Here is a 22,812-nt window from a genome sequence, read left to right on the forward strand (position 1 = left end):
TGAAAACAACAGAGGCCAGTCACAACCGGCCTCTGAATTATATTATGAGGGTATGGTCTCTAGCGCAAATCAGCGGCCAGTTTACCTGCGAGGGTCGCCCACTCCTTAAAGAGGCCGTCGACCTTGTCGACCTGTACCTGTTGTTTATCATTATCCAGGTTTTCAGCAACCCCCTGGCGCAAGGCCTTGGCCATCACTTCGTTTGTCATGGAGTCGGTCACCAGCCCTTCGGCAGAGATAGTGATCACTTTATCACGGTAACCTAATGCAGTTGATGCACCTGCGAGTACCAAGGCAACAGGGACAACCTCATAGAACTGAAGGCCTTCAAGATTGGTCGCTACCCCGGTAATGGCCACTTTGAACGCGAGGGTGTCACTACCCGGAGTGTTGGTCAGCTCAAAACTCTTGCCAATTTCTTGACTGAGTTGCTGGGTAAGATTCGCAGAAATTTTGTCAAGGTTTTCTTGCTTGACCTGGGCACCTTCCTGCGGTTTCGGATAGTAAGTTACAGGATAAATAATCGCTTTTTTATACTTGCCCTTGACCAGACTGGGGCTGAGCCAGCGCAATGCTTCCCCTTTAGTATCGCCTGGTATCTGGGTCATCGCGGAATAGTCACCTAAATAACCAGAGCGTGGGATATCAGCACTGGACTTGCCACCAGATCCAGCACAGGCGCTAAGCATCAAGGCAGAGAGTAAAATCGCTACTTTTTTAATTTTCATATGCATTCCTATTGCTAATTTAAATTAAACACGATTTGTGTACTTAACGTGACAAAGGACCTGAAGTCAAAAGCACAATGTCTTGTCATTCCCCTCCCACTCCCCGCCCTGGTCCGGACTCCCAGGATTAATAGGCCAAGGTGGGGTGTTTTCTCCGAAATAAATACTTTCAGGTCACTCGAAGACGGGAACAGAATATATGAATATTGCCGCCCCATGCTCCATCGAGTTCCACGTTAGTCACTAAATAGTCAGAATGCAATGCTTAGCCATCCCCTCATATGAGCGAGGCGTGGCGCGGCTTCTGAGGTATGATCTCTGTTCTTGACCAGCTAATACCAAACAGACAAAGCCCATGCTTAACCACGACATCATCCTTAACCACATGGATGACATATTCGGACAGGACATGCATGCCAAACGCGTATTGTCACTTGCCAATGCAACCCACGGGGTGATTGAGTCAGGTTCACTGGCCATCCACGCTCTCACCCTGGGGGAACTGCTACGGTCGGGTTGCATCTGAAATAGCGATTACACCACCATTGGCAGGCCGCTGTCGGGGTGGTGGATCACCTGGGCCGGATAGTCATAGAGGCGAGCGATGAGCTCAGGGGTGAGCACCTCGGCAGGTGTGCCATCGGCCATCAGTTTGCCCCGTTCCAGCATCACCAGCCGATCGGCATAGCGCGCCGCCAGATTGAGGTCGTGCAGCACCACCAGCACCGCAGTATTGCGGCTGGCCAGGGCGCGCGCCATGGTGAGCAGCTGGTGCTGGTATTTCAGATCGAGGGCCGAGGTGGGCTCATCGAGCAGCAGCAAGCGGGGTTGCTCGGCCGGTTCGGTCGGGGAGGGTGCCTGCCAGATCTGCGCCAGCACCCGGGCAAACTGCACCCGCTGTCGCTCGCCGCCGGAGAGTCCCGGATAGAGCCGCTTGGCCAGATGTTCGACCCCGGCATGGGTCATGGCCGCCGCCACAATCTCGTCACGCCGCGCCGCCGGTTCACTGTGGGGCAAGCGTCCCATGGCGACTACCTCTTCGCAGAGAAACGGGAAGTTGAGGGAGGAGCTTTGCGGCAATACCCCGAGCCGGTGGGCCAGCTGGCTGCTGTCCCACTGCTTGCGGTCCGCGCCAAATAGGGTGATGGAACCCTCATATTTCAGCTCGCCGGTCAGGCATTTGAGCAGCGAGCTCTTGCCCGCCCCGTTGGGGCCGAGCAGGGCGGTGAGAGTGCCGCTCTCGAGGTTGAGATCGAGCCCATCCAGGATCTGGCGCTGGCCACGTCGCAAACTGAGTCGGGAGCAGCTCAACAGGGGGGAGGAGAGTGAGGATGAGAGTGCGGATGAGAGTGGTTGCATAACAGTCCGTATCACAGGGCGCGGCGGCCGGTTACCAGCAGCCAGATGAAGAAGGGGGCGCCGAGCAGGGCGGTGATGATGCCCACCGGCAGCTCGGCCGGTGCCAGCAGGGTGCGCGCCAGCATATCGGCTGCCAGCAGCAGGGCGGCGCCAAGCAGGGCCGAGAGCGGCAGCAACCTGACATGGTTGGGGCCCGCCAGCAGGCGCACCAGATGGGGTACTACCAGCCCGACGAAGCCGATCATCCCCGATACTGCCACCGCCACCCCGACGCCAGCTGCGGTGAGCAGAATCAGGCGGCGCTTGAGGGACTGCACATTGACCCCGAGATGACGGGCCTCTCCTTCACCCAGCAGCAGGGCGTTGAGGGGATTGGCATCGCGCATAAAGAGCCACAACAGGGCCACCAGGGTGAGCAGAGCCAGCGCCACATCGGCCGGTTTTCCTGCCGCCAGCGTTCCCATCTGCCACAGGCTCAGGTTGCGCAGCATCTGATCGTCCGCCAGATAGGTGAGCAGGCCGATCACCGCGCCGGAGAGCGCCGTGATGGCGACCCCGGCCAGCAGCATGACGGTGACCGAGGTGCCCCCCTCACGGGTGCCGAGCAGATAGACCAGGGTGGTGGTGAGCGCGCCGCCGAGAAAGGCGAGCAGGGGCAGCAGGCCAACCCCGACGGTGGCTTGCAACTGCTGGCCGAGGGGAGCCAGCAGCACGATGGCGAGCGCAGCCCCGAGCGCCGCACCGCCGGAGACCCCTATGATGCCGGGGTCTGCCAGGGGGTTGCGAAACAGTCCCTGCATCACGGCGCCACAGAGCCCGAGGATCCCGCCCACTGCGATGCAAAGCAGGGTGCGCGGCAGGCGAATTTCCTTCACGATCAGCAGCTTGTACGATTCAATTCCGCTCTCCTGCCCGGCAAACAGCGCCCGCAGACTCTCGCCCAAGGTGAGGGTCATGGGGCCGGTTGCCAGCGAACCGAACAGCAACAGTGCCAGTGCGGCCGTGGTGAAGGCCAGCAGCCAGGAGATGGGCAAGCGCATCATGACCCCTGCTTGATCCACTGGGCGATCTGGTTCGCCTGTTGCAGGGAGTTGAGGCTCAGCCCCCCTTGCAGGGCGTGACCGTCGATGGCGTGAATGGCGTGGCGCTTGCCAGCCGGGGTGGCGGCCAGGGCGGGCACTTCTGCCAGCACCTTGGCCGGATCGGCATACTGCTGCCAGTCACGACCGCTGACCAGCACCAGATCGGGCTGCATCTCGATGAGGGATTCGGCGGATACCGGCTTGTAGTTGCGCAATTCTGTGACCGGATTGATGCCGCCTGCCAGCGAGATCAGCGCGCTGGCGGTGGTGTCCCCCCCGGCGATGCTGGTGGGTTGTCCCTTGTGCAGCAGCAGGAAGGCGACCTTGAGCGGTTTGTTCTGTTTGGCTTGCGCCGCCAGCTGATCGGTCTGGGCCTGGATCTCCGCCTTCAGGCGATCGCCAGCCGCTTTGTCGCCCAGCAGGCTGGAGAGGGTGTCGATACGCTGGTTGAGGTTAGCGAGGGTCGGCGCGGTATCCAGCACCTCCACCTTGACCCCGGCACGGCGCAGCTGATCCAGGGTCGGCGCCGGACCCATCTCGTCGCTGCCCACCAGTCGGGTGGGGGAGAGGCTCAGGATCCCTTCGGCAGCCAGTGCCCGGTGATAGCCCACCTTGGGCAGCCCTTTTGGCAATGGGCTGCTGACATCGGTGGCGATCAGGCTCGATTCACCACCAAGGGCCAGAATGAGTTCTGTGATGGCGGGGCCGATACTGACGATACGCTCTTTCTGGCCGTCGGCGGCAACGGCAAAGAAGGGGGAGAGTGAACTGCAGAGCAGGGTGATGGCGAGGGCAAGACGACGGCCCATGCTAACCTCCGAAGGGGTGAATGAAACGGGTGTGCCGCCGAGAATATCAAGGCTTTGGAAAAAATGCACTGATAATGATAGCAATTATCAATTGCATTGGGTTCGGTGCTTTATTAGAGTAGCCGCCATGATAAACAGCGGGACGACCTAGTCTCGCAGAGGGAGAAAACATGAGCATTGCACAACGCATTCACGCGCTGCTGGAGCAGGATCCCGGCGCTCATCCATCTACCATGGCAGCCCAGCTTGCCATCAGCGAATGGGAGGTGGTTCGCCATCTGCCTGCCGAGCTGGTGACCCTGTTGCCCGCCGATCGCGCACAAGGTCTGCTGGAAGATCTGGCCGACTGGGGCCCGGTGACCACCATCGTCGAATCAGAAGGTTCCATCTTTGAGGTAAAAGCCCCCTTCCCGAAAGGCAAGGACGCACGTGGTTACTACAACCTGATGGGCCGCGACGGTGAGCTGCATGGTCACCTCAAGCTCGACAACGTGGCGGGGATTGCGCTGGTCAGCAAGCTGTTCATGGGCAAGGAGGGGCACTCCTTCCAGTTCTTCGGTCACGCCGGCCGCTGCATTTTCAAGGTCTATCTGGGTCGCGACGAGAAACGCCAGCTGCTGGCCGATCAGGTCACCCGTTTTATGGCGCTGCGCCACAACGCTCAAGAGGAAGTCAAAGCATGAGTGAACGTCAGGAGCGTCTGCAGAACCGCCTGCAACCGGAGATCCGCGAGTTTCGCGACAGCTGCCGTACCTTGCAGCTCGCTACCGTCGATGGCGAAGGCAATCCCAACGCCAGCTATGCCCCGTTTGTGCTGCAAGAAGATGGCTACTATGTGCTGATCTCCGAGATCGCCCGCCACGCCCGCAACCTGCAACAGGTGCCCCGGGTATCTCTGATGCTGATCGAGGATGAGAGCGGTGCCCGCGAGCTGTTTGCCCGCAAGCGCTTGACCTTCGATGCGGTGGCTGAAGTGGTAGCCCGTGACGACGCCCGCTGGAGCAAGGCGGTGGCGGCGCTGGAAGGTCGTTTTGGCGAGATCATCAAGGGTCTCTCCAACCTCAAGGATTTCAAACTGTTTCGCCTCAAGCCGGAGCAGGGATTGTTCGTCAAGGGCTTCGGCCAGGCGTTCGCGGTCTCCGGTGACGAGCTGGTGGATTTCGTCCATCTGGTGGAAGGGCACAAGCGCATCGACAACGGTGCCGAGCTCACCAGCCCGGCCGATGCGCCGGTCTGATAATCCCTGTCGACCACGACAGCCGTCATAACAAAACGGGCAGCCACTGGGCTGCCCGTTTTCATTGCGTTATCTCATCCGGCCTGTTCAATCCTGCCAGGAGGCCTTGTTGGGAAAAGCGTGACGATCGGCGTCGGTGGCCGTTTCGTTGCACTCCCCCCGCACCTTCCAGGAGGTCTGGCTCAGCACTATGTAGCCCTGGCGGCAATACTGCTTGGTCGCCAGGGTCTCGGTCAGCAGGTTCTCCTGCAACGCCTCCCGCTGCTCCAGCAACCGTTGACTCTGGGCCGCCGAGAGGCCGCGCGGCAAGGTGTCGTTGGGCGCGGCTTCAAAGGTGAACCGCTTGCTCCCCTCCTCGTTGATGTGGGTCAGAAACAGGGGTTCCGGCCCGTCATACGTCAGTCCGGGCAAGCTGGCGCAGGCCGACAGCAGGGGAACAATCAACAACAGGGTGGCAGACAACAGGCGCACGACAGACTCCAGTGAGAAACGAGGCGAGGTTCGCAGATTAGCACGGCTGCAGGTCGGGTGTTACTGCCAGCAGTTCGTCGGTGCTGAGCAGGGTGACACTGCGCCCCTCCGGCAGGCTGAGGTGGCGCCACATCCAGTGATGGTGCTCGGTGATCTGGGCCGCGCTCAGGTGGGGGCGATCGGCGGTGGTGTGACCATCGCTCAATACCAGTACCTCGTAACCATGGGAGGCGGCACTGCGCACCGTGGTGTCGACGCAAAAATCGGTGGCGCAGCCACAGATAATCAGTCGATCGACCGGCTGCTCGGCCAGCAGGAAGGCAAGCTCGGTGTCGAGAAAGCTGTCACATGCCGTCTTGCGCACCCGGCTCTCTCCCTTGGCCGGTTGCAGCGCACTGTGCAACTGCCAACCCGGGGTGCCCAGTTCCAGTTCGGTACCGGGGGGCGAGTCATGCTGGATATAGATGACCCGTCCCTGCTGCTGCCTGACGTGGGCCGCTGCCCGGTTGATATTGGCCAGCACCTGCTCCTGGCGGTAACGGGGCTCGTTGAACAAGCCTTGCTGCACATCGATGATCAGTAACACATCCATATTTTACCCGCCGTTTCATTGAAGATTAGGGTTGCAGCCACTGGCTGCAGTCACGACTGCGGGATTGATGCAGCGCGCCCATATCTTGCTTCATCTCATCACTGCTTTGCCAGCGCTTAGGCAGCGGCATGATGGTTACCTGCACATCGGCTGCGCGATCTGCAACAGAGGTCTCATCTGTCCGGGGCACGACCAGCGCCACCTTGAGTGTCGGATTGCGGCTGGCGATGCGACTGGCGATCCCAAGCCCCCCCTCGACGTGGAAGTTACCGGCGATATGCATGATCTGCTGGCCCGGATGCTTGGCGAGATAATCCACCATGCTCTCGGCCATGGTGTCGTCCCAACTGGTCTGTGCGGCGAAGCGGCGGGCGTTGCTGTCGGCATCGCCGTGGTGCATGGAGGCCATAAATTTCTGGCGATAGGGGTCATCCCCCAGCGTCAGTTGGCGGGCCAGCTGGCTGCGGCGCGCGGTTGGCAGTTTGTCGAGCCACTCAGCCCCCTCCTGACCGACACAGCTCACCAGTGGTTTGGGGGCGTTGGCGGCGATCACCGGCATCTGATGCGCCTTGGCAAACTCCACCAGCGGGCGGTAGTCGCTGGGATAGTTGGGCCAGGCGTTGCCTTCGCGGATCAGTGCCGCTTCGCCAATCTGGTTCGCCAGATAGGCATCCAGCGTCTTTTGATCGGCGCGGCTGAACTGCTCCATGGAGAGGGCCAATGGCCGCCCGTGCTGCTGGCTGGCTGTGTAGAGCCCGCTCAGCAGGCGCGATTGCAGCAGATGCACGGCGGGATGGCTGTGCAGCTCGCCCACCAGAATGATGTCGGCGTCGGCAATGCGAGCGATGGTCTGCTCCAGCGTCAGGTCTGCGGCACTCTCGCCGCTCAGTCGATAGTCATAGAGCGTCTGCAGCTGTGATGACACGGTCGGCTGGGTGGGGGTGGCACAGGCTGCCAGTAGCAGCGGCAGGGCGAGCAGGGGAAGTCGTCTCATCAAGGGATCTCTCGGCTGATATGCCCGGATGCCGGTGCATCTCGGGGGGCTAACACAGAATAAGGGCAACACAGGGCGACAGTGTAAAACCAATTTGGTTCAAAACAAAATGAGAATGATTTCGTTTCTTGTTGATCTTTGTCGAGAGCTGGGTAATATGCGGCCTGCTTGATAACAGTTCTCAATAAGGATTCGCTGTGACCCATCATAACGCACTCTCTCTGGTTGCCCTCGCCGTGGCGGCCGGTCTCTCCTCCCAGGTCTTTGCTGCCACCCAGAAGGCGGATGAAGTCGTGGTCGTCAGCGGCTCACGGATGGAGCAAAAACTGGAAGATGTTTCTGGCCCCATCTCGGTGATCACCGCCCAGCAGATTGAAGAGCAGGTCGTCACCAATGTCGCTGACCTGTTCCGTTACGAGCCGGGTGTCAAGGTTCTGGGCGGTCAGGGTGATGCCCAGACCTTCGTTATCCGTGGCATGGGTGAAAACCGGGTCAAGGTGGTGCGCGACGGCGTGCGCCAGAACGATGCCTACAGCAAGGGAGGTGTCGGCCAGAGCTACTTTGATACCGACATGATCAAGCAGGTGGAAGTGGCCAAGGGGCCCGCATCTGCCGCCTACGGGTCCGATGCGCTGGGTGGCGTGATTGCCATCACCACCAAGGATGCCAGCGACTTCCTCAAGGGCAAGGAGAGCTATCTGGATGTGACCAGCGGTTACGCCTCCAGCAGCCACCAGAAGATGGCGGGTTTTACCGGCGCTCTGCGCACTGGCGAAGTGGAGAGCCTGCTGCGCTACACCTGGCGCGATGGCGGTGTGACCCAGAATTTCGACTCCACCAAGAGTGACTTCGATATCGGTACCCACGCCCTGCTGCTCAAGAGCAAGTGGAATCTCTCCGATGAGCAGTACCTCAAGCTGACCGTTGACTATCTGACCGATAACGAAGATCCGGATGCGGTCAAACTCAATAAAGTCGGGACAGGTACAGCCCGTGTCTTTGAGCAACCGATCAAGGATAAAGATACCGATAATCTTGCATTGGTGCTGGATCATGGTATCGCGCTGAATCAACGCTGGGCCGATCGGATGGATAGCAAGGTTTACTTCGCCCGCACCAAGCAGACCCTGGATCAGTACGCCTCATCCAAATATCCGGTGAGCCCAAGCAACCCTTATGTCACCAAAAACTCGCTGGATCGCAACGTGTTCGATCAGAAGAGCATCGGCGCCCAGCTGCAGTTCCACAAGGCGGTAGATAACCACCGTCTGGCCTGGGGTACTGAATACGAGCACACCGATAATGAACGTACCCGTTACAAGGGGCCGACGACTCCCGGTGATTTTGTCGGCTACAACGAGCTGAGCTTCCCGGCCACCACCAGCGAACGCGGCGCCCTGTGGGCCTTTGACGAGATCAAGTTTGGCGAGCGCTGGGTACTGACCCCGGGTGCCCGTTATGACTACTACCGGATGACTCCGGACAACGATCCGGCCTACACCGGCGACAAGCTGCACAAGTTCTCCGAAGGGGAGCTGTCACCAAAGCTGGGTCTGGTGTTCAAGGCCCATGAGGCGGCCAACCTGTTCGCCCAGTACAGCCACGGCTTCAAGGCCCCCATGTATGACAGCGCCTTCTCCACCCTGAACCATCAGGCTTACGGCTATCGCATAGAGCCCAACCCGAACCTCAATCCGGAGAGCAGCGACGGCATCGACCTCGGCGTGCGCGGCAGCAGCAACGGCTTCAGTTATGAAGTGGCCAGCTTCTACAACAAGTTCGACGACTTCATCGAAATGGTGGAAGTGGGCAAAGAGGGGCGCACCGCCGTCTACCAGTACCAGAACCTGAGCAAGGCGACCACCAAAGGGGTCGAAGCCAAGGCGGACTACTGGCTCAACGATATCGTCAATGTCTGGGGCAACCTCGCCTACATCGAAGGCAAGGATGGAGATGGCAACTACATCAACAGCCTGAGCCCGCTCAACGGCTCCGTCGGTGTGCGTCTGGAACAGTCCCAATGGAACTTCAACACCGCGCTGCGCTTTGCTGACGACATGGACAAAGTCCGTAAAGACAGCAAAGGCAACGATTACGTGAAGAGCGCCGGTTGGGGGGTGATGGATATGTACGCCCAGTTCAACCCGATGACCGATCTGCAGCTCAACGTCGGGGTCTTCAACCTGTTTGACAAGGAGTACACCAGCTACGAGCGCATCGCCGGTCGTGCCGAAGGCTCCGATAACAGCGCCATGACCGAGCCCGGCCGCAACCTGAGTGCTCGCGTCAAATACCTATTCTAAAGCGCAAACAACAGACGCAGATGATCAAAGGGGCTTCGGCCCCTTTTTTGCGACCGTCATGTTGTGACTGTGAGTCGTGCTGCGAGTTGCCCAAAAAAGAAACCCGCCATGGGCGGGTGGAAGGATTGCAACACTAACCAGGAGGAGGTGTTACCAGATAGACCCTGCTTCTTCGGTAATAGTTCAATTTTATTGAAGTTTTTTCATTTTCTTCGCGGGGTTTCCATCGGGATCTGTGGTGGCCTATGGGTTATCATTCTGCTCCCGTCATCCGGTTGCAGAGGATCTATGCCCGCATTCTCCTGGTTAGCGCTTTTTTTCGGCGCCTTCTATTTCGTCTACGGCGCTTACTTGCCGTTCTGGTCGCTCTGGCTGGAGGGGGTGGGCGTCAGCGCCGAGATGATAGGTCTCCTGCTGGGGGCGGGGATGGCGATCCGCTTTGCCGGCAACCTGATGGTGATGGGGCAGATCAAGGGGGCGGGTCATCTGCTGCCGGTTACCCGATTGATCTCCCTGCTCAGCCTGCTGGCTTTTCTTGGTTTCTACCTCAGCCATAACCTCTGGTGGCTGGTGGGCTTGACCCTGCTGGCGAACTTTATCTATCCAACTCTGATGCCGGTGGGGGAGGCGCTGGCGACCCGCATGGTGGTGCAGGCTCACCTCGATTACGGCAAGGTGCGGCTGTGCGGTTCCTTTGCCTTCATCGTCGCCTCTACGTTGGTGGGGGCGCTGGTGGGTAACTTCGGTAGCGACTGGATTTTACACATCATGGTGGCGGGGCTGGTGCTGATGCTGCTACTTAGCTGGCTGCCGCTCTATCCGGCGCCGCAGGATAGTCAGGGCGAGCGGGCCAAGGCCTCTTTGCTGGCAACCCTGCGCAGCGCGCCGGTGCGTCGCTTCCTGCTGCTGACTGCTCTGCTGCAGGGGAGCCACGCCGCCTATTACGGCTTCAGCGCCATCTACTGGAAGGCGCAAGGATATAGCGGCACCATCATCGGCTATCTCTGGGCGCTCGGGGTGGTGGCCGAGATCTGTATGTTCGCCGCCGACAAGCGTTTCTTGCAGCGCTTTGGCGCCCAGAGTCTCTTTATCGCAGGTGCCATTGGTTGTGTGGTGCGCTGGGTATTGCTGGGGGCTTCGACCGATCTATGGGTGTTGGTGCTGGGGCAGCTGCTCCACGCGGTCACTTTTGGGATGAGCCATCTCGGGGCGGTGCGCTTCATGACCCGCCAGCTACCGGCCGAGCAGTTGATCCCGACCCAGGCGCTCTATGCGGCCCTTGGCCTCGGCATGACGGTGGCGGCCCTGATGGCAATCTGCGGCATGCTGTTCGAGCCCTTCGGCGGCGGCATCTTCTTCCTGATGGTGCTGGTAGTGTTGCCGGTCTTCTTCCTGCGGCTACGCCCCTCGATGGTCACCGTGTGAGGAGGGATTGATGAACCGTTCAAGAGGGGCAGGGAGTGCACCTCTTGATGCATGACTTTTGGCTGCAGCCTCTCTAGACTGGCGAGGTTGTATACAAAAAATCAACATGGACAAGGAGTTATCGATGCACCAGGGATGGCTGCTGATCGGATTGTCGCTCACCTATCTGGGGTTGCTGTTTCTGATCGCCTACGTGGCAGACAAGCACAAACGCCACCGGCTCAAGGGGCAACCCCTGCTCTACAGCCTGTCGCTGGCGGTCTACTGCACCTCCTGGAGCTTCTTCGGCACCGTGGGGCAGGCGAGCGAGTCCCCCTGGTCGCCGGTGCCCATCTACCTTGGCCCCATGCTGGTCTTTCTGTTTGGCTGGCGGCTGCTGGCCCGTCTCATTCTGGTGGCCAAGCGCGAGCACATCACCTCCATTGCCGACTTTATCGCCGCCCGTTACGGCAAATCCCAGCGGCTTGCCATGGTGATCGCCCTCATTGCCATCATGGGGATCCTCCCCTATCTGGTGTTGCAGCTCAAAGCCATCGTCACCGGGCTGGATCTGCTGATGGTCAACAGCGGTGGCATCAGTCCGACTGGCAATACCAGCGAGCTGGCGCTCGGGGTCACCCTGCTGCTGGCGCTGTTCAGCATCCTGTTTGGCACCCGCCATCTCGATGCCACCGAGCACCACAGGGGCATGGTGGTGGCCATCGCCTTCGAGTCTGTAGTGAAGCTGCTGGCCTTTATTGCGGTGGGGGGCTTCGCCCTCTGGCTCATTGCGAGCAAACCCGAGCCGGTTCACGAGCAGGTGACCCGCGACTTCTTTGCCGCTGTGGTGGCAGTGAGCCCCGGCAACCTGCTGGAGCTGGCGATCTATACGGTGCTGGCAATGTGCGCCGTTATCTGCCTGCCGCGCCAGTTTCATGTGACTGTGGTGGAGAACAACCAGGGGCAGGATTTGCACTGGGCGCGCTGGATCTTCCCGCTCTACCTGTTCGTGATGGGGCTCTTTATCTGGCCACTGGCACTGGCGGGCAAACAGTGGGTGGGGGCTGACATGGCCTCCGACACCTATGTGATCAGTCTGCCGATGGCCCTCGGGTTCGATGGCATGGCGATGCTGGCCTTCCTCGGCGGTACCTCGGCGGCCACCGGCATGGTGATCGTCTGCACCATCGCGCTGGCAATCATGGTGAGCAACGATCTGGTGCTGCCGGTGCTGCTGCGCCGCTTCTGGCGGCAGGGGCGTGACGAGCGGCTGGTTCGGCTGCTGTTGCAGGTGCGCCGTGGCGCCATCCTGCTGATCTTGCTGGCGGCCTGGGGGCTCTACCTCTGGCTCGGCGATCTCACCAGTCTCTCCCGTATCGGTTATCTATCCTTTGGCGCTGTGGCCCAGTTTGCGCCGGCTTTGCTGCTCGGCCTCTACTGGCGTCACGGCAATCGCAAGGGGGTCTATCTCGGTCTTTCCCTCGGGATGAGCCTCTGGTTCGTCACCCTGCTGGTGGAGAGTGGCTTGCTGGCCGGTTCACCGCTGGCCGAGCGGCTGGCCCCGCCGGACTGGCCCGCGTTTCGTGAGCTGAGCCTCGGCGCCTGGTGTATCTTCCTGAGCCTGCTCTTCAACCTGCTCGGCTATGTGGCCGGTTCCTTGTTGTCGCGCCCTGCGGTGAGCGAGCGGCTGCAGGCGGCCAACTTTGTCGGCAAGCCGAGCCGGGATACTGCCGCTCTCTATCAGGCGCGGGTCTCGGTGAAAGAGTTGGAGATGCTGGCGGCCCGCTTTGTCGGCTCAAGCCGGGTCAAGCGCGCCTTTGGCCGTTTTGCCGGTGAGCGGGGCGGCACCCTGGCGCCACAGATGCAGGCCTCGGCCGAGCTGATTGCCCACACCGAGCGGCTGCTGGCGGGGGTGTTTGGCACCTCGTCGGCGCGGCTGGTGCTTGCCTCTGCCCTGCAGGGGCGCAACATGCAGCTCGAGGAGATCGCCACCATCGTCGATGAGGCCTCCGACGTGTTTCGCTTCAACCGCGGCCTGCTGCAGGGGGCGATCGAGCATATCGGCCAGGGGATCTCGGTGGTGGATAGAGAGCTTCGGCTGGTGGCCTGGAACCGCCGTTACATCGAGCTGTTCCACTATCCGCCGGGGCTTATCCAGGCGGGGCGCTCCATCGAGCAGATCATCCGCTATAACGCCGAGCAGGGGCTCTGTGGCCCCGGCGATATCGAGGATCATGTGGCGCGGCGTGTCGCCTTTATGAAGCGGGGCAGCGCCCATATCTCGGCGCGGGAGCGCCCGGATGGGCGGGTGATCGAGATGCAGGGCAATCCCATGCCCGCCGGTGGTTTCGTCATGACCTTTACCGACATCACCCCGTTTCGCGATGCCGAGCGGGTGCTGCGCGAAGCGAACGAACATCTGGAGGCGCGGGTGGCCGAGCGCACCCGTGAGCTCTCCGAACTCAACCGCCAGCTGCTGCTGGTGAACCAGCAGGTGGAGCGGGCCAATCACTCCAAGAGCCGTTTTCTGGCGGCGGTCAGCCACGATCTGACCCAGCCTCTTAATGCCGCCAAGCTGTTTGCCTCCTCCCTGCTGGAGATGTTGCCCACGGCTGGCGAGCAGGCCCGCATCGCCCGCCATATCGACGATGCGCTGGGGGCGACCGAGGATCTCATCACCGATCTGCTCGATATCTCGCGGCTCGAAGCGGGCAAGTTCAAGGCCAAGAAGCTCGACTTCGCCCTGCGCGATCTGCTCGACAACCTCAAGGCGGAGTTTGGCGTGCTGGCGCAGGCGGGGGGGATCCACTTCTCGGTGGTGGAGAGCAAGCACGCGGTACACAGCGATGTGCGGCTGCTTCGCCGGGTGCTGCAGAACTTCCTCACCAATGCGTTTCGCTACAACCCGGGGGGGCGGGTGCTGCTCGGCTGCCGCAGGCTGGGGAGCAAGATCCGCATCGAGGTGTGGGACAACGGCCCCGGCATCCCGCAAGACAAGCAGGAGGCGATCTTCGACGAGTTCTCCCGCCTCGATCACTCCCGCACCGCCAAGGAGCAGGGGCTGGGTCTGGGGCTTGCCATCGCCCGCGGCATCTCGCAGGTGCTCGGCCACCAGCTCACATTGCAGAGCTGGCCGGGTAAGGGATCGGTTTTTGCGGTGACCCTCAATCTGGCGACCCGGCCGGTCACTGCCCATCAGTTGGCGGCGCCGGTGGTGCGCGACAGCCAGCTGGAGGGGGTAGCCGTGCTCTGCATCGACAACGAGCGGGATATTCTGACCGCCATGAGCACCCTGCTCGGCCGTTGGGGCTGCGAGGTGCGCTGCGCCGTCGATCTGGCCGAAGCCGAGGCGCTGCTGGCCGAGGGGTTCGTGCCGCGGCTCGTGCTCTCTGACTATCACCTCGATGACGGCAAGACCGGGCTGGCGGCGCTGGCTGCGCTGCAGCAGGTGTGTGGTGATGAGCTGGGAGGGATCATCATCAGTGCCGATCGCAAGAGTGAGCTGCAGGCGCAGATCCGCGAGCGGGGGTATGGCTACATCAGCAAGCCGGTCAAACCGCTCAAACTGCGGGCACTGATGAACAGTCTGCTGCTGCGGTAAACAGGGCGGTATGTTGCTTATGGCACCAGCAGGGGCTCGATAAAACCGGCGACCTTGTCGCGGATCTGTGGTTGGGCCGCCGGGGTGGGGTGAATACCATCGTTCATCATAAGTTCAGGGCGCAGCGCAATATCATCCATGAAGAAGGGGAGCAGCGGCAGATCGTTAGCCTGGGCCAACTCGGGGAAGATCTGTTCGAACTGGCGCAGATAGCGGGCCCCGTAGTTGCGGGGCAGCTGGATCTGGGTCAGCACCACGTTCACCTGCTGCGCTTTGGCGAGCGCGATCATGCTGGCCAGATTCTGGCGGGTCATGGTCGGTGCGAAGCCGCGCAGGCCATCGTTGCCTCCCAGTTCGATCAGCAGCCAGTCTGGTTTGTGCTCCTTCAGCAGGGCGGGCAGACGGGCCAACCCCCCTTGGGTCGTTTCACCGCTGATGCTGGCATTGAGCAGGGTGTGTTTGCCCCCCTCCTCGTGCCACTTTTGGTTGAGCAGGGCGGGCCAGCTCTGCTCAATCGGCATCTGATAGCCGGCACTCAGGCTGTCACCCAGCACCAGCAGAGTCTGGGCCTGAACCGACGAGAACAGGCTGCCGAGGCTAACGAACAAGGCAAACAGAATACGCACCATCAATTTAACTCCCGCTATGGATTGCCATCAAGGGATTGAAATAAAGGACACAGAGCATGAGTTCAACCCCCATTGTTGTCGTCAAGGGCCTCGGCAAGTCGGTTCGCCTCGGCCAGGAAAGCCTCACCATCCTTGAAGGGATCGATCTGCAAGTCAATAGCGGCGAGACGGTGGCCCTGGTCGGCGCTTCCGGCTCCGGCAAGTCCACCCTGTTGGGGCTGCTGGCCGGGCTCGATCTGCCTAGTCAGGGGGATATCGAAATCCTCGGCAAGTCCCTGGGCGAGCTGGATGAAGAGGGGCGGGCCCGGTTGCGGGCCGAGCAGATCGGCTTTGTGTTCCAGTCGTTCCTGCTGCTCCCGACCATGACGGCGCTGGAGAATGTGATGCTACCCGCCGAACTGCGTGGCGAGCGCGACTGCGAGCCCAGGGCCCGCGAGCTGCTGGCGGCGGTCGGGCTTGGCGAGCGGTTGCACCATCTGCCGCCACGGCTCTCTGGCGGTGAGCAGCAGCGGGTGGCTATCGCCCGCGCCTTTATGACTCGTCCCAGCCTGCTATTGGCGGACGAGCCGACCGGCAACCTCGACAGCAAGACCGGCGAGAAGGTGATCGCGCTGCTGTTTGAACTCAATCGCAAGCATGGCACCACCCTGGTAGTGGTGACCCATGACCATCAGCTGGCTGAGCGTTGCCAGCGCCAGCTGGTCATGACGGCGGGCAGGCTGGATCGCGAGGTGGCACATGGTGTGGTGTAACGGGGTGAGTGGCGGGCCAGGCGGGAGATGCAAGGGATGACGCAGTGGCGATTGGGATGGCGGCTGCTTCGCCGGGAAGGTTTCAGTGGTGAGCTGCGCTGGTTTGTGCTGGCGCTAGCGCTTAGCGTGGCGTGCGTCTTGAGTGTGGCGCTGGTAGCGGATCGGCTCGATGCCGGGCTCAAGGCATCGGGCCGCGACTTTATCGGTGCGGATCGGGTGCTGCGCACCGCGGCCGCCCTGCCGGATGGCTGGCTGGCCCGAGCAAAACAGGATGGCTTGGCGGTGCAGACCACCGTCAGCTTCAACAGCATGCTGTTTCACGGTGATGCGTTGCAGCTTGCCTCCATTCGGGCGGTGCCCGATGGTTTTCCCTTCTATGGCAAACTCACTCTGGAACCTGCCCGCGCCCCGGCTCCCGGTGAGATCTGGCTCTCCGCCCGGGTGATGCAACTGCTTAAGGCCAAAACGGGGGATGAGCTGGAGGTAGGCAATACGGTGCTCAAGGTGGCCGGTCTGCTTGGCGAGGAGCCGGATCAGGGCTTCAGCCCCTTCCTGCTGGCGCCGCGTGCGCTGATCCATAGCGCCGATATCGAGGCGACCGGCGCCCTGTTGCCGGGCAGCCGTCAGCAGTGGCGCTATCTGTTCAAGGGGTCGCGAGAGTCGCTGGCCCGTTACGAACAGTGGCTGCTGCCGCAATTGCAGGCCGGACAGAAGTGGATCAAACCGGATGACAGCGAATCCCGGGTGGGCCGCTCGCTGGCCAATGCCGAGCGTTTCTTCCGGCTTGCCTCGCTAAGTGGCGTATTGCTGGGAGCATTGGCGATGGGCATTGCGGTACGCCACTTTGCCGAGCGTCAGACCAATATGGTGGCGCTGCTCAAGACGCTGGGGGCATCCCGTCGCTCGCTCTGGCAACTGATGGGAACCCTGCTGCTGTCGTTGACGCTGATCGGCGCACTGTTGGGGTTGGTGACGGGCACGGCCATGCAGTGGATCACCTTGCAACTGCTGGGGGACCTGCTGCCGCCGGATCTGCCGCCTCCCTCTTGGCGACCCTTTGCCCTTGGGGTGGCGGTAGCGCTCTTTATCACCCTGCTGCTCGCCTTTGTCCCCTTCTTGCGGCTGCTGAAAGTACCGCCGCTGCGGGTATTGCGCCGTGAGCTGGAGGCGGGTATTCCCCCTTGGCTGGCGCTGCCGGTGGGCCTGCTCGGGCTGTTTGCGCTGGTCTGGGGGTTCACTGCCGATGTGCGGTTGGCTTTGGGCCTGGTCGGTGGCATGGGCTTGCTGATGGGGCTGTTGGCCCTGCTGGCGGCCCTGATGTTGCGGCTGGGAGCAAAAGTGAACGGGCCTCATGCCTTGCGGCTGGCGCTGGCCCATCTGTCGCGCGAGCGCAGCAGCGGCCTGTTCCAGCTGGCGGGTTTTGCGCTGGCATTGATGTTGTTTGGCTTGCTCTGGGCGGCCCGGGTCGATCTGCTGGATGAGTTTTCGGCTCGCCTGCCCGTCGATGCGCCCAACCGGTTTCTGGTCAATGTGGCCGAGAACGAGCGCGAGGGGATCCTGAGCGAACTGGCGGCGGCGGGCGCAGTCACCTCGGACTTCTACCCCATGGTGCGCGGCAGGCTGACCCATATCGCCGGTGAGGCGGTGGGCGAGGGGGTCAGCAGTGGCCGCGAAGGGGTCGATCGGGAGCTTAACTTCACCACCACGGCAACCTTGCCAATCGACAACAAGCTGGTGGCCGGCACATGGCTCGCTGGCCCGGGCGAGGTGTCGGTGGATAGCGAGTTGGCCAAGCGACTCGACATCAAGCTGGGGGACATGCTCGCCTTTACCATCGAGGGGCGCAGCTTCGGCGCCAGAGTCACCAGTTTGCGCAGCATCAAGTGGGACAATATGCGCCCCAACTTCTACATGATCTTCTCCGAGGATCTGCTGGCTCCCTTCTCCCGCACCTGGCTTGGTAGTTACCGGTTGCCCGAAGCGGGACGCACTGCCGAGGTGGAGCTGATCCGCCGCCACCCCACGGTGAGTCTTATCGATGTGGATGATCTGATTGCGCGGCTCACTCAGGTATCGGAGCAGGTGAGTCGGGCGCTGGCCCTGATGCTGGGGCTGGTGACGGTGGCGGCGCTGCTGGTGCTGCTGACCCAGACCCAGGCCAGTATGGCCCAGCGTCGACGCGAGCTGTTGCTGATGCGCACCCTGGGCGCCAGCAGCGACCTGTTGAAAAAGATGCTGCGCTGGGAGCTGGTGGCCAGTGGCGCGCTGGCGGGGCTCTGTGCCGCCATGGTGGTGGAGCTCTGCTCCTTTGGCCTGCAGTGGTGGTGGTTTGAGGGGCAGTGGCAGTTCCACTGGGCCATCTGGCTCGGCCTGCCGACCTTGGGGGCGCTGCTGGTGACGCTGGCGGGGCAGGGGATGCAGCGCCAGCTGCTGGCTGGCACCCTGAGCGATCGGCTGCGGGGGCTGGGTCAGGGGTTGTTGTAATCCCGACAGGGCGAGCCGATGTCACAAGGCGTTTTCGCGCAGTCACAAGCAGCCCGGCCATTGGCCGGGCTGCTTGATCTTCGAAGTATTGCCGAGCGGGATCTGCGAGTAGGTGTCGGTTAACGGGGTTCGCGCAACAGATTGGTGAGGGCGCAGGGGAGCTCGGGATAGCTGAAGTGAAAACCGGCCTGTTGCAGCCTCGCGGGTAGCACCTTCTGGCCGGTGAGCAGCAGGTCTGCTGCTTCACCCATGGCCAGTCGCAACAGGGGGGCGGGAACGAAGAAGAGGTGCGGGCGGTGCAGGGTGGCGGCCAGGGTCTGGCTAAACTCCCGGTTGCTGACCGGATGAGGGGCGGTTCCGTTGAAGATGCCGCTGCACTCCTCGTGATCCAGCAGGAACAGGATGGCGCGCACCAGATCCTGCACATGGATCCAGCTCATTATCTGACTGCCCGACCCCATGGGGCCGCCGAGGCCGAGCCGATAGGGGGGGAGCATTTTGGGCAGGGCGCCACCCTCCATGCCGAGTACCAGCCCGATCCGCACGATGCAGACCCGGGTATGGCTGCTTTGTGCTTCCAGTGCCAGGGTTTCCCACTGCTGGCAGAGCTGGTGGGTATACTCATTACTGGGGGTCGTGCACTGCTCATCGAGGGATTCACTGCCCTGCCGGCCGTACCAACCGATGGCGGAGGCGTTGATCAGCACCTTGGGGGGCGTGCTGGAGAGCTCGATAAGATCCACCAGCTGTTCGGTCAGCAGCCAGCGGCTGTCGCAGAGTAACTGCTTGCGCTGTTCGCTCCAGCGTCCAGCGGCGATAGGTTCCCCCGCCAGATTGATCACCGCATCCACATCGTTGAGATCGTCGAGCCTGTCCAGACTGTCGAGCACCTTGATATCGTGACCCAGCAGGGTATAGGCGCGGCTGCCCTGGCGGCTCAATACCACCACTTCGTGGTTTACCTTGAGATGGGCAACCAGCTTGCGGCCGATAAAACCGGTCCCTCCGGTAATAAGAATCTTCATCGCTACATGCTCCTGCTGCCGTTTGCTCTACTCTAATGGCGCAGCCCCGCTTCAACAAGCGAGATGCCCCTGGGTATTTTTTTATTTGACGGCTGTTAACACTAGCTCCTCTTTGCTACATATTGTTTAACAATAGTTTGAATTGATTGATTTTTGTTGGGTGGACATTTGTTGCTTAATCGCTATTATGGCGACCCTTTGCGCGTGTCCACCAGGGCTGTCCCCCCCATCCGAGCATCAAAGAGGCTGCCATGCCATTTCGTAATCTGAAACTTCGCCAGAGATACAAGCGGATTTCTATGGCGTTGCTGGTGGGCGGCGGTTTGCTGCTGCTGGGGGGCGTCGCGGTCATTTGGCAGACCGTGAGCGAGATAGAGCAGGATGTCGAATCACGCTTGCAGCGTGCCCAGCTGATGTTTGATCGCACCATGAACCATGCCATGAAAGCCGCCACCAATGTGGAGAGGATGGTTGGTCACCCCTGCTCCGAGGCAGCATTGCAGCTGCGTGCTCAGGTGTTGACCGTGCCAGATGTGCGCTCCGCCAATCTGACGATTGGTCGTCGCATCTACTGCACCTCGCTCCATGGCGACTACGATGGCTCCTTCAATCCGGACAACTATGTGGATGGCAGGCTGCGACTATTGTCGGGCAATGAGGTCACACCGGATCGCCCGTTGATTGTGCTGCGTCATGAAACGGACAAGGGGAGTGTGCTGATCGGCGTGGATGGCTACTACCTGCGCAATACCCTGGATATCTCCAGCAAGAACTCCCCGATGGCCCTAGTGGTGGGGAAAAGGGCATTGTTTGGCTCTGGTCAGGTCGGGGAAGCACCCTCTCCCGCAGAAGAGGGCTATATTGCCCTCTCTTCGGTCGATTTCCCTTATCAGGTCGTCACCTGGGTCACGATGCATGACTACTTGAGCCACGCATGGCGCTACTCCAGAGACACCTTGATCCTCTCCCCGTTGCTGGCGCTGCTGGTTGGATTCGGCACCTTCAGGCTGATGGGGCGTAGCAGCTCACCATCGGAGGAGCTCAAGCGCGCGTTGATCGAGGAGGAATTTATCCCCTACCTGCAGCCGGTGGTCTCCGGTGAGGATGAGCAATGGCGTGGCTGTGAGGTGCTGATGCGCTGGCAACATCCCAAACAGGGGATGATCTCGCCGGATCGCTTTATTCCGCTGGCGGAAGATAGCGGGTTGATCGTGCCCATGACCAGCCTGTTGATGGCCAGGGTGCGCGACCACTTCTCCCCTTATGCCGGCAAGTTGCCAGCAAAGTTTCATTTTTGCTTCAATATCAGCGCCAAGCACTTTCAGGATACCGCCCTGTTGGCTGACTGCAAGGCGTTTCTCGACGCGTTTAAGGACAATCCCGTTGATTTGGGGCTGGAGCTGACAGAGCGTGAACTGCTGGTGGCTGATGAGACCACCGCTCAGATGTTTGCCGAATTGCGCAAACTGGGCGTGTTGATCTCTATCGATGATTTTGGCACCGGCCACTCAAGCCTGGCCTATCTGCAACAGTTTCAGGTCGATGCACTCAAGATTGATCGGAGCTTTGTAGAGATGATCGGCACAGATGCACTCTCCAGCCATATCGTTGAAAACGTGATTGATCTGGCGAAGCGACTTGAATTGATCCTGATCGCGGAGGGGGTCGAGAAGCAGTCGCAGGCGGACTATCTGCAGGCGCGCCACGTTGACTATCTACAAGGGTATCTCTATGGCCACCCCATCCCGATGACGCAGTTTTGCAAGACCCTGTTTGGCTGATGGGTTGCGCTTAAGGCTAAAAAAACCAGCGAGAGAACGCTGGTTTTTTTATGGCTGCCGTGGCGCTGCCGATCAGAGCATGCGCCGCAGGGCGTGGGTCAGTCGCTGGATCCCCTCTTCGATGGTGGCCTCATCGACACAAGAGAAACTCAGACGCAGGGTGTTTTTGATCTCGGGGCGGACATAGAAGGGCGCGCCGGGTACGAAGGCCACCTTATCCTTGATCGCCTCGTCAAACAGCGCCATGGCACTGATATGGTCAGGCAGGGTCAGCCAGAGGAACATGCCCCCTTCCGGTCGGGTGTAGCTGACGCCGGGCGGGCAGTGACGCGCCAGCGCAGCTTCCATGGCAGCACGTTGGCGGCCATAGACCTCCTTGATCTTCTCCAAGTGAGCGTCGAGGGAGTTGTCGGTCAGGAAGCGGTGGAGCACCTGCTGGCTGAAGGCGTTGCTGTGCAGATCGGTGGCCTGCTTGGCGATGGTCACCTTCTTACGCAGCCAGTCGGGCACCAGCATCCAGCCCAGGCGGAAGGCGGGTACCACGGTTTTGGAGAAGGAGCCAAGCAGCACGGTATTGTTCGGCGCCAGCTTGGCGATAGGGGGCAGGTGTTCGCCCTCGAAGCGCAGCTCGCCGTAGGGATCATCCTCCACCATCAGCAGCTCGTGGCGCACCAGTCGCTCCGCCAGTGCCTCGCGGTTGGCCCGGCTGTAGGAGACCCCGCTCGGGTTCTGGAAGTTGGGTACACCGTAGAGCAGCTTGGCATTGGAGCCGCTTGCCAGCAGCGCATCCAGCGCTGCCAGATCCAGCCCCTCTTCGCCCAGAGTGATGGGCTTGAAGCTGGGCTGGTAGACGGAAAAGGCCTGAATGGCGCCAAGATAGCCTGGCTCCTCGATAATGAGATCCTGCCCTTCGTCGATCAGCACCTTACCCAGCAAATCCAGCGCCTGCTGGGAGCCGCTGGTGATGAGGATGTTGTCCGGATTGACCTCCATGCCGTGGCGGGCCAGATAGCGGTCGGCAATATACAGGCGCAGCGGGGCGAAGCCCTCGGTGGCGGCATATTGCAGGGCGGCAGCCCCTTGTTCACGCAGCACATCCTGACAGGCCTGATCGATCGCCTTGACCGGGAACAGGTGGGGATTGGGCAGGCCACCGGCAAAGGAGATGATCTCCGGATTGGCGGCAACTTTGAGGATTTCACGGATAAAGGAAGGCTCGACCTTCTCGAAGCGCTGGGCAAAAAACGGCTGCATAGACAATTCTCTCGGCATGTGGGCGGTCGCTCCATTCGACCGCCAGGTTATCCGTTTGTATCAGATTTCAGAAATGAGGCAATGATTGTCACAAAAATCGCCAAAAAAGGGCTGGATCGACTCTACTGCGGATTATATTCGGTGGTTGTCCGGCGTGGTGATGTCAGTGAGGGGCTCGGCAAGCGGCCAGCCGGAATATTTGTTGTGCGAAACACTTGCGCCTTGGGCCTATCTTGGGATAATTCGCTCCCCTGTTTTCGCGGGTCGATGAAATGACGAGTCGCGAGTGGTTCCGAGCGGGGTCGGA

General features: G+C 61.0%; 18 protein-coding genes and 1 pseudogene. 9 read left to right on the forward strand and 10 right to left on the reverse strand.

The features are described from left to right. Positions 1-59: 59 nt before the first annotated feature. Positions 60-728, reverse strand: coding sequence for a DUF3313 domain-containing protein (locus BN1125_RS13080; protein ID WP_052446172.1), 669 nt, complete (start codon positions 726-728; stop codon positions 60-62). 355 nt (positions 729-1,083) lie between these two features. Between BN1125_RS13080 and BN1125_RS19110 the strand changes: the two are divergent. Beyond that, positions 1,084-1,245: pseudogene (locus tag BN1125_RS19110) on the forward strand (IS4-like element ISAs18 family transposase); the annotation flags it as partial. A gap of 17 nt (positions 1,246-1,262) precedes the next feature. On the opposite strand, the gene BN1125_RS13085 reads toward BN1125_RS19110, so the two are convergent. The 3 genes from BN1125_RS13085 to BN1125_RS13095 are packed head-to-tail and all read right to left on the reverse strand — an operon-like array spanning position 1,263 to position 3,978. Then, positions 1,263-2,087: a heme ABC transporter ATP-binding protein gene (locus BN1125_RS13085; protein ID WP_042012754.1), complete on the reverse strand. Its 825-nt coding sequence runs from the start codon at positions 2,085-2,087 to the stop codon at positions 1,263-1,265. 11 nt (positions 2,088-2,098) lie between these two features. After that, positions 2,099-3,130, reverse strand: coding sequence for a FecCD family ABC transporter permease (locus tag BN1125_RS13090; protein ID WP_042012755.1), 1,032 nt, complete (start codon positions 3,128-3,130; stop codon positions 2,099-2,101). Then, a complete protein-coding gene (locus tag BN1125_RS13095) occupies positions 3,127-3,978 on the reverse strand; it encodes a heme/hemin ABC transporter substrate-binding protein (RefSeq protein ID WP_042012756.1) in 852 nt (283 codons plus the stop codon). Before BN1125_RS13095 ends, BN1125_RS13090 begins: the two co-directional genes overlap by 4 nt. Before the next feature lie 170 nt (positions 3,979-4,148). Between BN1125_RS13095 and hutX the strand changes: the two genes are divergently transcribed. Continuing rightward, positions 4,149-4,661 carry a heme utilization cystosolic carrier protein HutX gene (hutX, locus tag BN1125_RS13100; RefSeq protein ID WP_042012757.1) on the forward strand — a complete coding sequence of 171 codons (513 nt, stop codon included), beginning with the start codon at positions 4,149-4,151 and terminating at the stop codon, positions 4,659-4,661. Next, entirely contained in the window at positions 4,658-5,215 is a 558-nt protein-coding gene (gene hutZ, locus BN1125_RS13105) for a heme utilization protein HutZ (RefSeq protein ID WP_005335257.1), read from the forward strand. The genes hutX and hutZ overlap by 4 nt, the downstream gene beginning before the upstream one ends. Positions 5,216-5,302: 87 nt before the next feature. Here the strand turns inward: hutZ and BN1125_RS13110 are convergent, their stop codons facing one another. Genes BN1125_RS13110 through BN1125_RS13120 form a run of 3 tightly spaced genes read right to left on the reverse strand, consistent with a single transcriptional unit; the run spans position 5,303 to position 7,275 of the window. Then, complete coding sequence (locus BN1125_RS13110; RefSeq protein ID WP_042012758.1) at positions 5,303-5,686, reverse strand: hypothetical protein; 384 nt, start codon at positions 5,684-5,686, stop codon at positions 5,303-5,305. Positions 5,687-5,723: 37 nt separating this feature from the next. Beyond that, positions 5,724-6,278, reverse strand: coding sequence for a cysteine hydrolase family protein (locus tag BN1125_RS13115; RefSeq protein WP_042012760.1), 555 nt, complete (start codon positions 6,276-6,278; stop codon positions 5,724-5,726). Positions 6,279-6,303: 25 nt separating this feature from the next. Then, positions 6,304-7,275, reverse strand: a complete 972-nt coding sequence (locus tag BN1125_RS13120; protein ID WP_042012761.1) for a ChaN family lipoprotein — start codon at positions 7,273-7,275, stop codon at positions 6,304-6,306. A 194-nt stretch (positions 7,276-7,469) separates the two neighbouring features. Here BN1125_RS13120 and BN1125_RS13125 point away from each other — a divergent pair, with 194 nt between their 5' ends. The 3 genes from BN1125_RS13125 to BN1125_RS13135 all read left to right on the forward strand — a co-directional run bounded on the left by BN1125_RS13125 (position 7,470) and on the right by BN1125_RS13135 (position 14,580). Then, on the forward strand, positions 7,470-9,575 hold the full coding sequence (locus BN1125_RS13125; RefSeq protein ID WP_042012762.1) for a TonB-dependent hemoglobin/transferrin/lactoferrin family receptor: 2,106 nt from the start codon (positions 7,470-7,472) through the stop codon (positions 9,573-9,575). Between the two features lie 288 nt (positions 9,576-9,863). Beyond that, complete coding sequence (locus tag BN1125_RS13130; protein WP_042012764.1) at positions 9,864-11,000, forward strand: 3-phenylpropionate MFS transporter; 1,137 nt, start codon at positions 9,864-9,866, stop codon at positions 10,998-11,000. 124 nt (positions 11,001-11,124) lie between these two features. Continuing rightward, a complete protein-coding gene (locus BN1125_RS13135; RefSeq protein ID WP_042012766.1) occupies positions 11,125-14,580 on the forward strand; it encodes a hybrid sensor histidine kinase/response regulator in 3,456 nt (1,151 codons plus the stop codon). 17 nt (positions 14,581-14,597) lie between these two features. Here BN1125_RS13135 and BN1125_RS13140 read toward each other — a convergent pair whose 3' ends face one another. Beyond that, positions 14,598-15,209: an arylesterase gene (locus BN1125_RS13140; RefSeq protein ID WP_042012767.1), complete on the reverse strand. Its 612-nt coding sequence runs from the start codon at positions 15,207-15,209 to the stop codon at positions 14,598-14,600. Positions 15,210-15,265: 56 nt separating this feature from the next. On the opposite strand from BN1125_RS13140, the gene BN1125_RS13145 reads away from it, so the two are divergent. Next, entirely contained in the window at positions 15,266-15,961 is a 696-nt protein-coding gene (locus tag BN1125_RS13145; RefSeq protein WP_042012769.1) for an ABC transporter ATP-binding protein, read from the forward strand. A gap of 36 nt (positions 15,962-15,997) precedes the next feature. Next, positions 15,998-18,445, forward strand: a complete 2,448-nt coding sequence (locus BN1125_RS13150) for an ABC transporter permease (RefSeq protein ID WP_042012770.1) — start codon at positions 15,998-16,000, stop codon at positions 18,443-18,445. 119 nt (positions 18,446-18,564) lie between these two features. Here the strand turns inward: BN1125_RS13150 and BN1125_RS13155 are convergent, their stop codons facing one another. Then, entirely contained in the window at positions 18,565-19,470 is a 906-nt protein-coding gene (locus tag BN1125_RS13155; RefSeq protein WP_042012772.1) for a TIGR01777 family oxidoreductase, read from the reverse strand. A gap of 251 nt (positions 19,471-19,721) precedes the next feature. Between BN1125_RS13155 and BN1125_RS13160 the strand changes: the two genes are divergently transcribed. Beyond that, positions 19,722-21,251, forward strand: a complete 1,530-nt coding sequence (locus BN1125_RS13160; protein WP_042012774.1) for an EAL domain-containing protein — start codon at positions 19,722-19,724, stop codon at positions 21,249-21,251. Positions 21,252-21,323: 72 nt separating this feature from the next. On the opposite strand, the gene BN1125_RS13165 is transcribed toward BN1125_RS13160, so the two are convergent. After that, positions 21,324-22,505 (reverse strand): aminotransferase-like domain-containing protein, encoded by a 1,182-nt coding sequence (locus tag BN1125_RS13165; RefSeq protein ID WP_042012775.1) that lies wholly within the window; start codon positions 22,503-22,505, stop codon positions 21,324-21,326. Between the last annotated feature and the right edge of the window lie 307 nt (positions 22,506-22,812).

Origin of the sequence: Aeromonas fluvialis (assembly GCF_000819885.1) — a bacterium.
In the GTDB taxonomy this organism is placed as follows: domain Bacteria; phylum Pseudomonadota; class Gammaproteobacteria; order Enterobacterales; family Aeromonadaceae; genus Aeromonas; species Aeromonas fluvialis.

Coding starts and splice junctions, on each gene's coding strand:
- BN1125_RS13160 (WP_042012774.1), top strand. CDS start 19,722: ATGCCATTTCGTAATCTGAAACTTCGCCAGAGATACAAGCGGATTTCT.
- BN1125_RS13145 (WP_042012769.1), top strand. CDS start 15,266: ATGAGTTCAACCCCCATTGTTGTCGTCAAGGGCCTCGGCAAGTCGGTT.
- BN1125_RS13080 (WP_052446172.1), bottom strand. CDS start 728: ATGAAAATTAAAAAAGTAGCGATTTTACTCTCTGCCTTGATGCTTAGC.
- BN1125_RS13135 (WP_042012766.1), top strand. CDS start 11,125: ATGCACCAGGGATGGCTGCTGATCGGATTGTCGCTCACCTATCTGGGG.
- BN1125_RS13130 (WP_042012764.1), top strand. CDS start 9,864: ATGCCCGCATTCTCCTGGTTAGCGCTTTTTTTCGGCGCCTTCTATTTC.
- BN1125_RS13090 (WP_042012755.1), bottom strand. CDS start 3,130: ATGATGCGCTTGCCCATCTCCTGGCTGCTGGCCTTCACCACGGCCGCA.
- BN1125_RS13165 (WP_042012775.1), bottom strand. CDS start 22,505: ATGCAGCCGTTTTTTGCCCAGCGCTTCGAGAAGGTCGAGCCTTCCTTT.
- BN1125_RS13150 (WP_042012770.1), top strand. CDS start 15,998: ATGACGCAGTGGCGATTGGGATGGCGGCTGCTTCGCCGGGAAGGTTTC.
- BN1125_RS13155 (WP_042012772.1), bottom strand. CDS start 19,470: ATGAAGATTCTTATTACCGGAGGGACCGGTTTTATCGGCCGCAAGCTG.
- hutX (WP_042012757.1), top strand. CDS start 4,149: ATGAGCATTGCACAACGCATTCACGCGCTGCTGGAGCAGGATCCCGGC.
- BN1125_RS13095 (WP_042012756.1), bottom strand. CDS start 3,978: ATGGGCCGTCGTCTTGCCCTCGCCATCACCCTGCTCTGCAGTTCACTC.
- hutZ (WP_005335257.1), top strand. CDS start 4,658: ATGAGTGAACGTCAGGAGCGTCTGCAGAACCGCCTGCAACCGGAGATC.
- BN1125_RS13140 (WP_042012767.1), bottom strand. CDS start 15,209: ATGGTGCGTATTCTGTTTGCCTTGTTCGTTAGCCTCGGCAGCCTGTTC.
- BN1125_RS13115 (WP_042012760.1), bottom strand. CDS start 6,278: ATGGATGTGTTACTGATCATCGATGTGCAGCAAGGCTTGTTCAACGAG.
- BN1125_RS13085 (WP_042012754.1), bottom strand. CDS start 2,087: ATGCAACCACTCTCATCCGCACTCTCATCCTCACTCTCCTCCCCCCTG.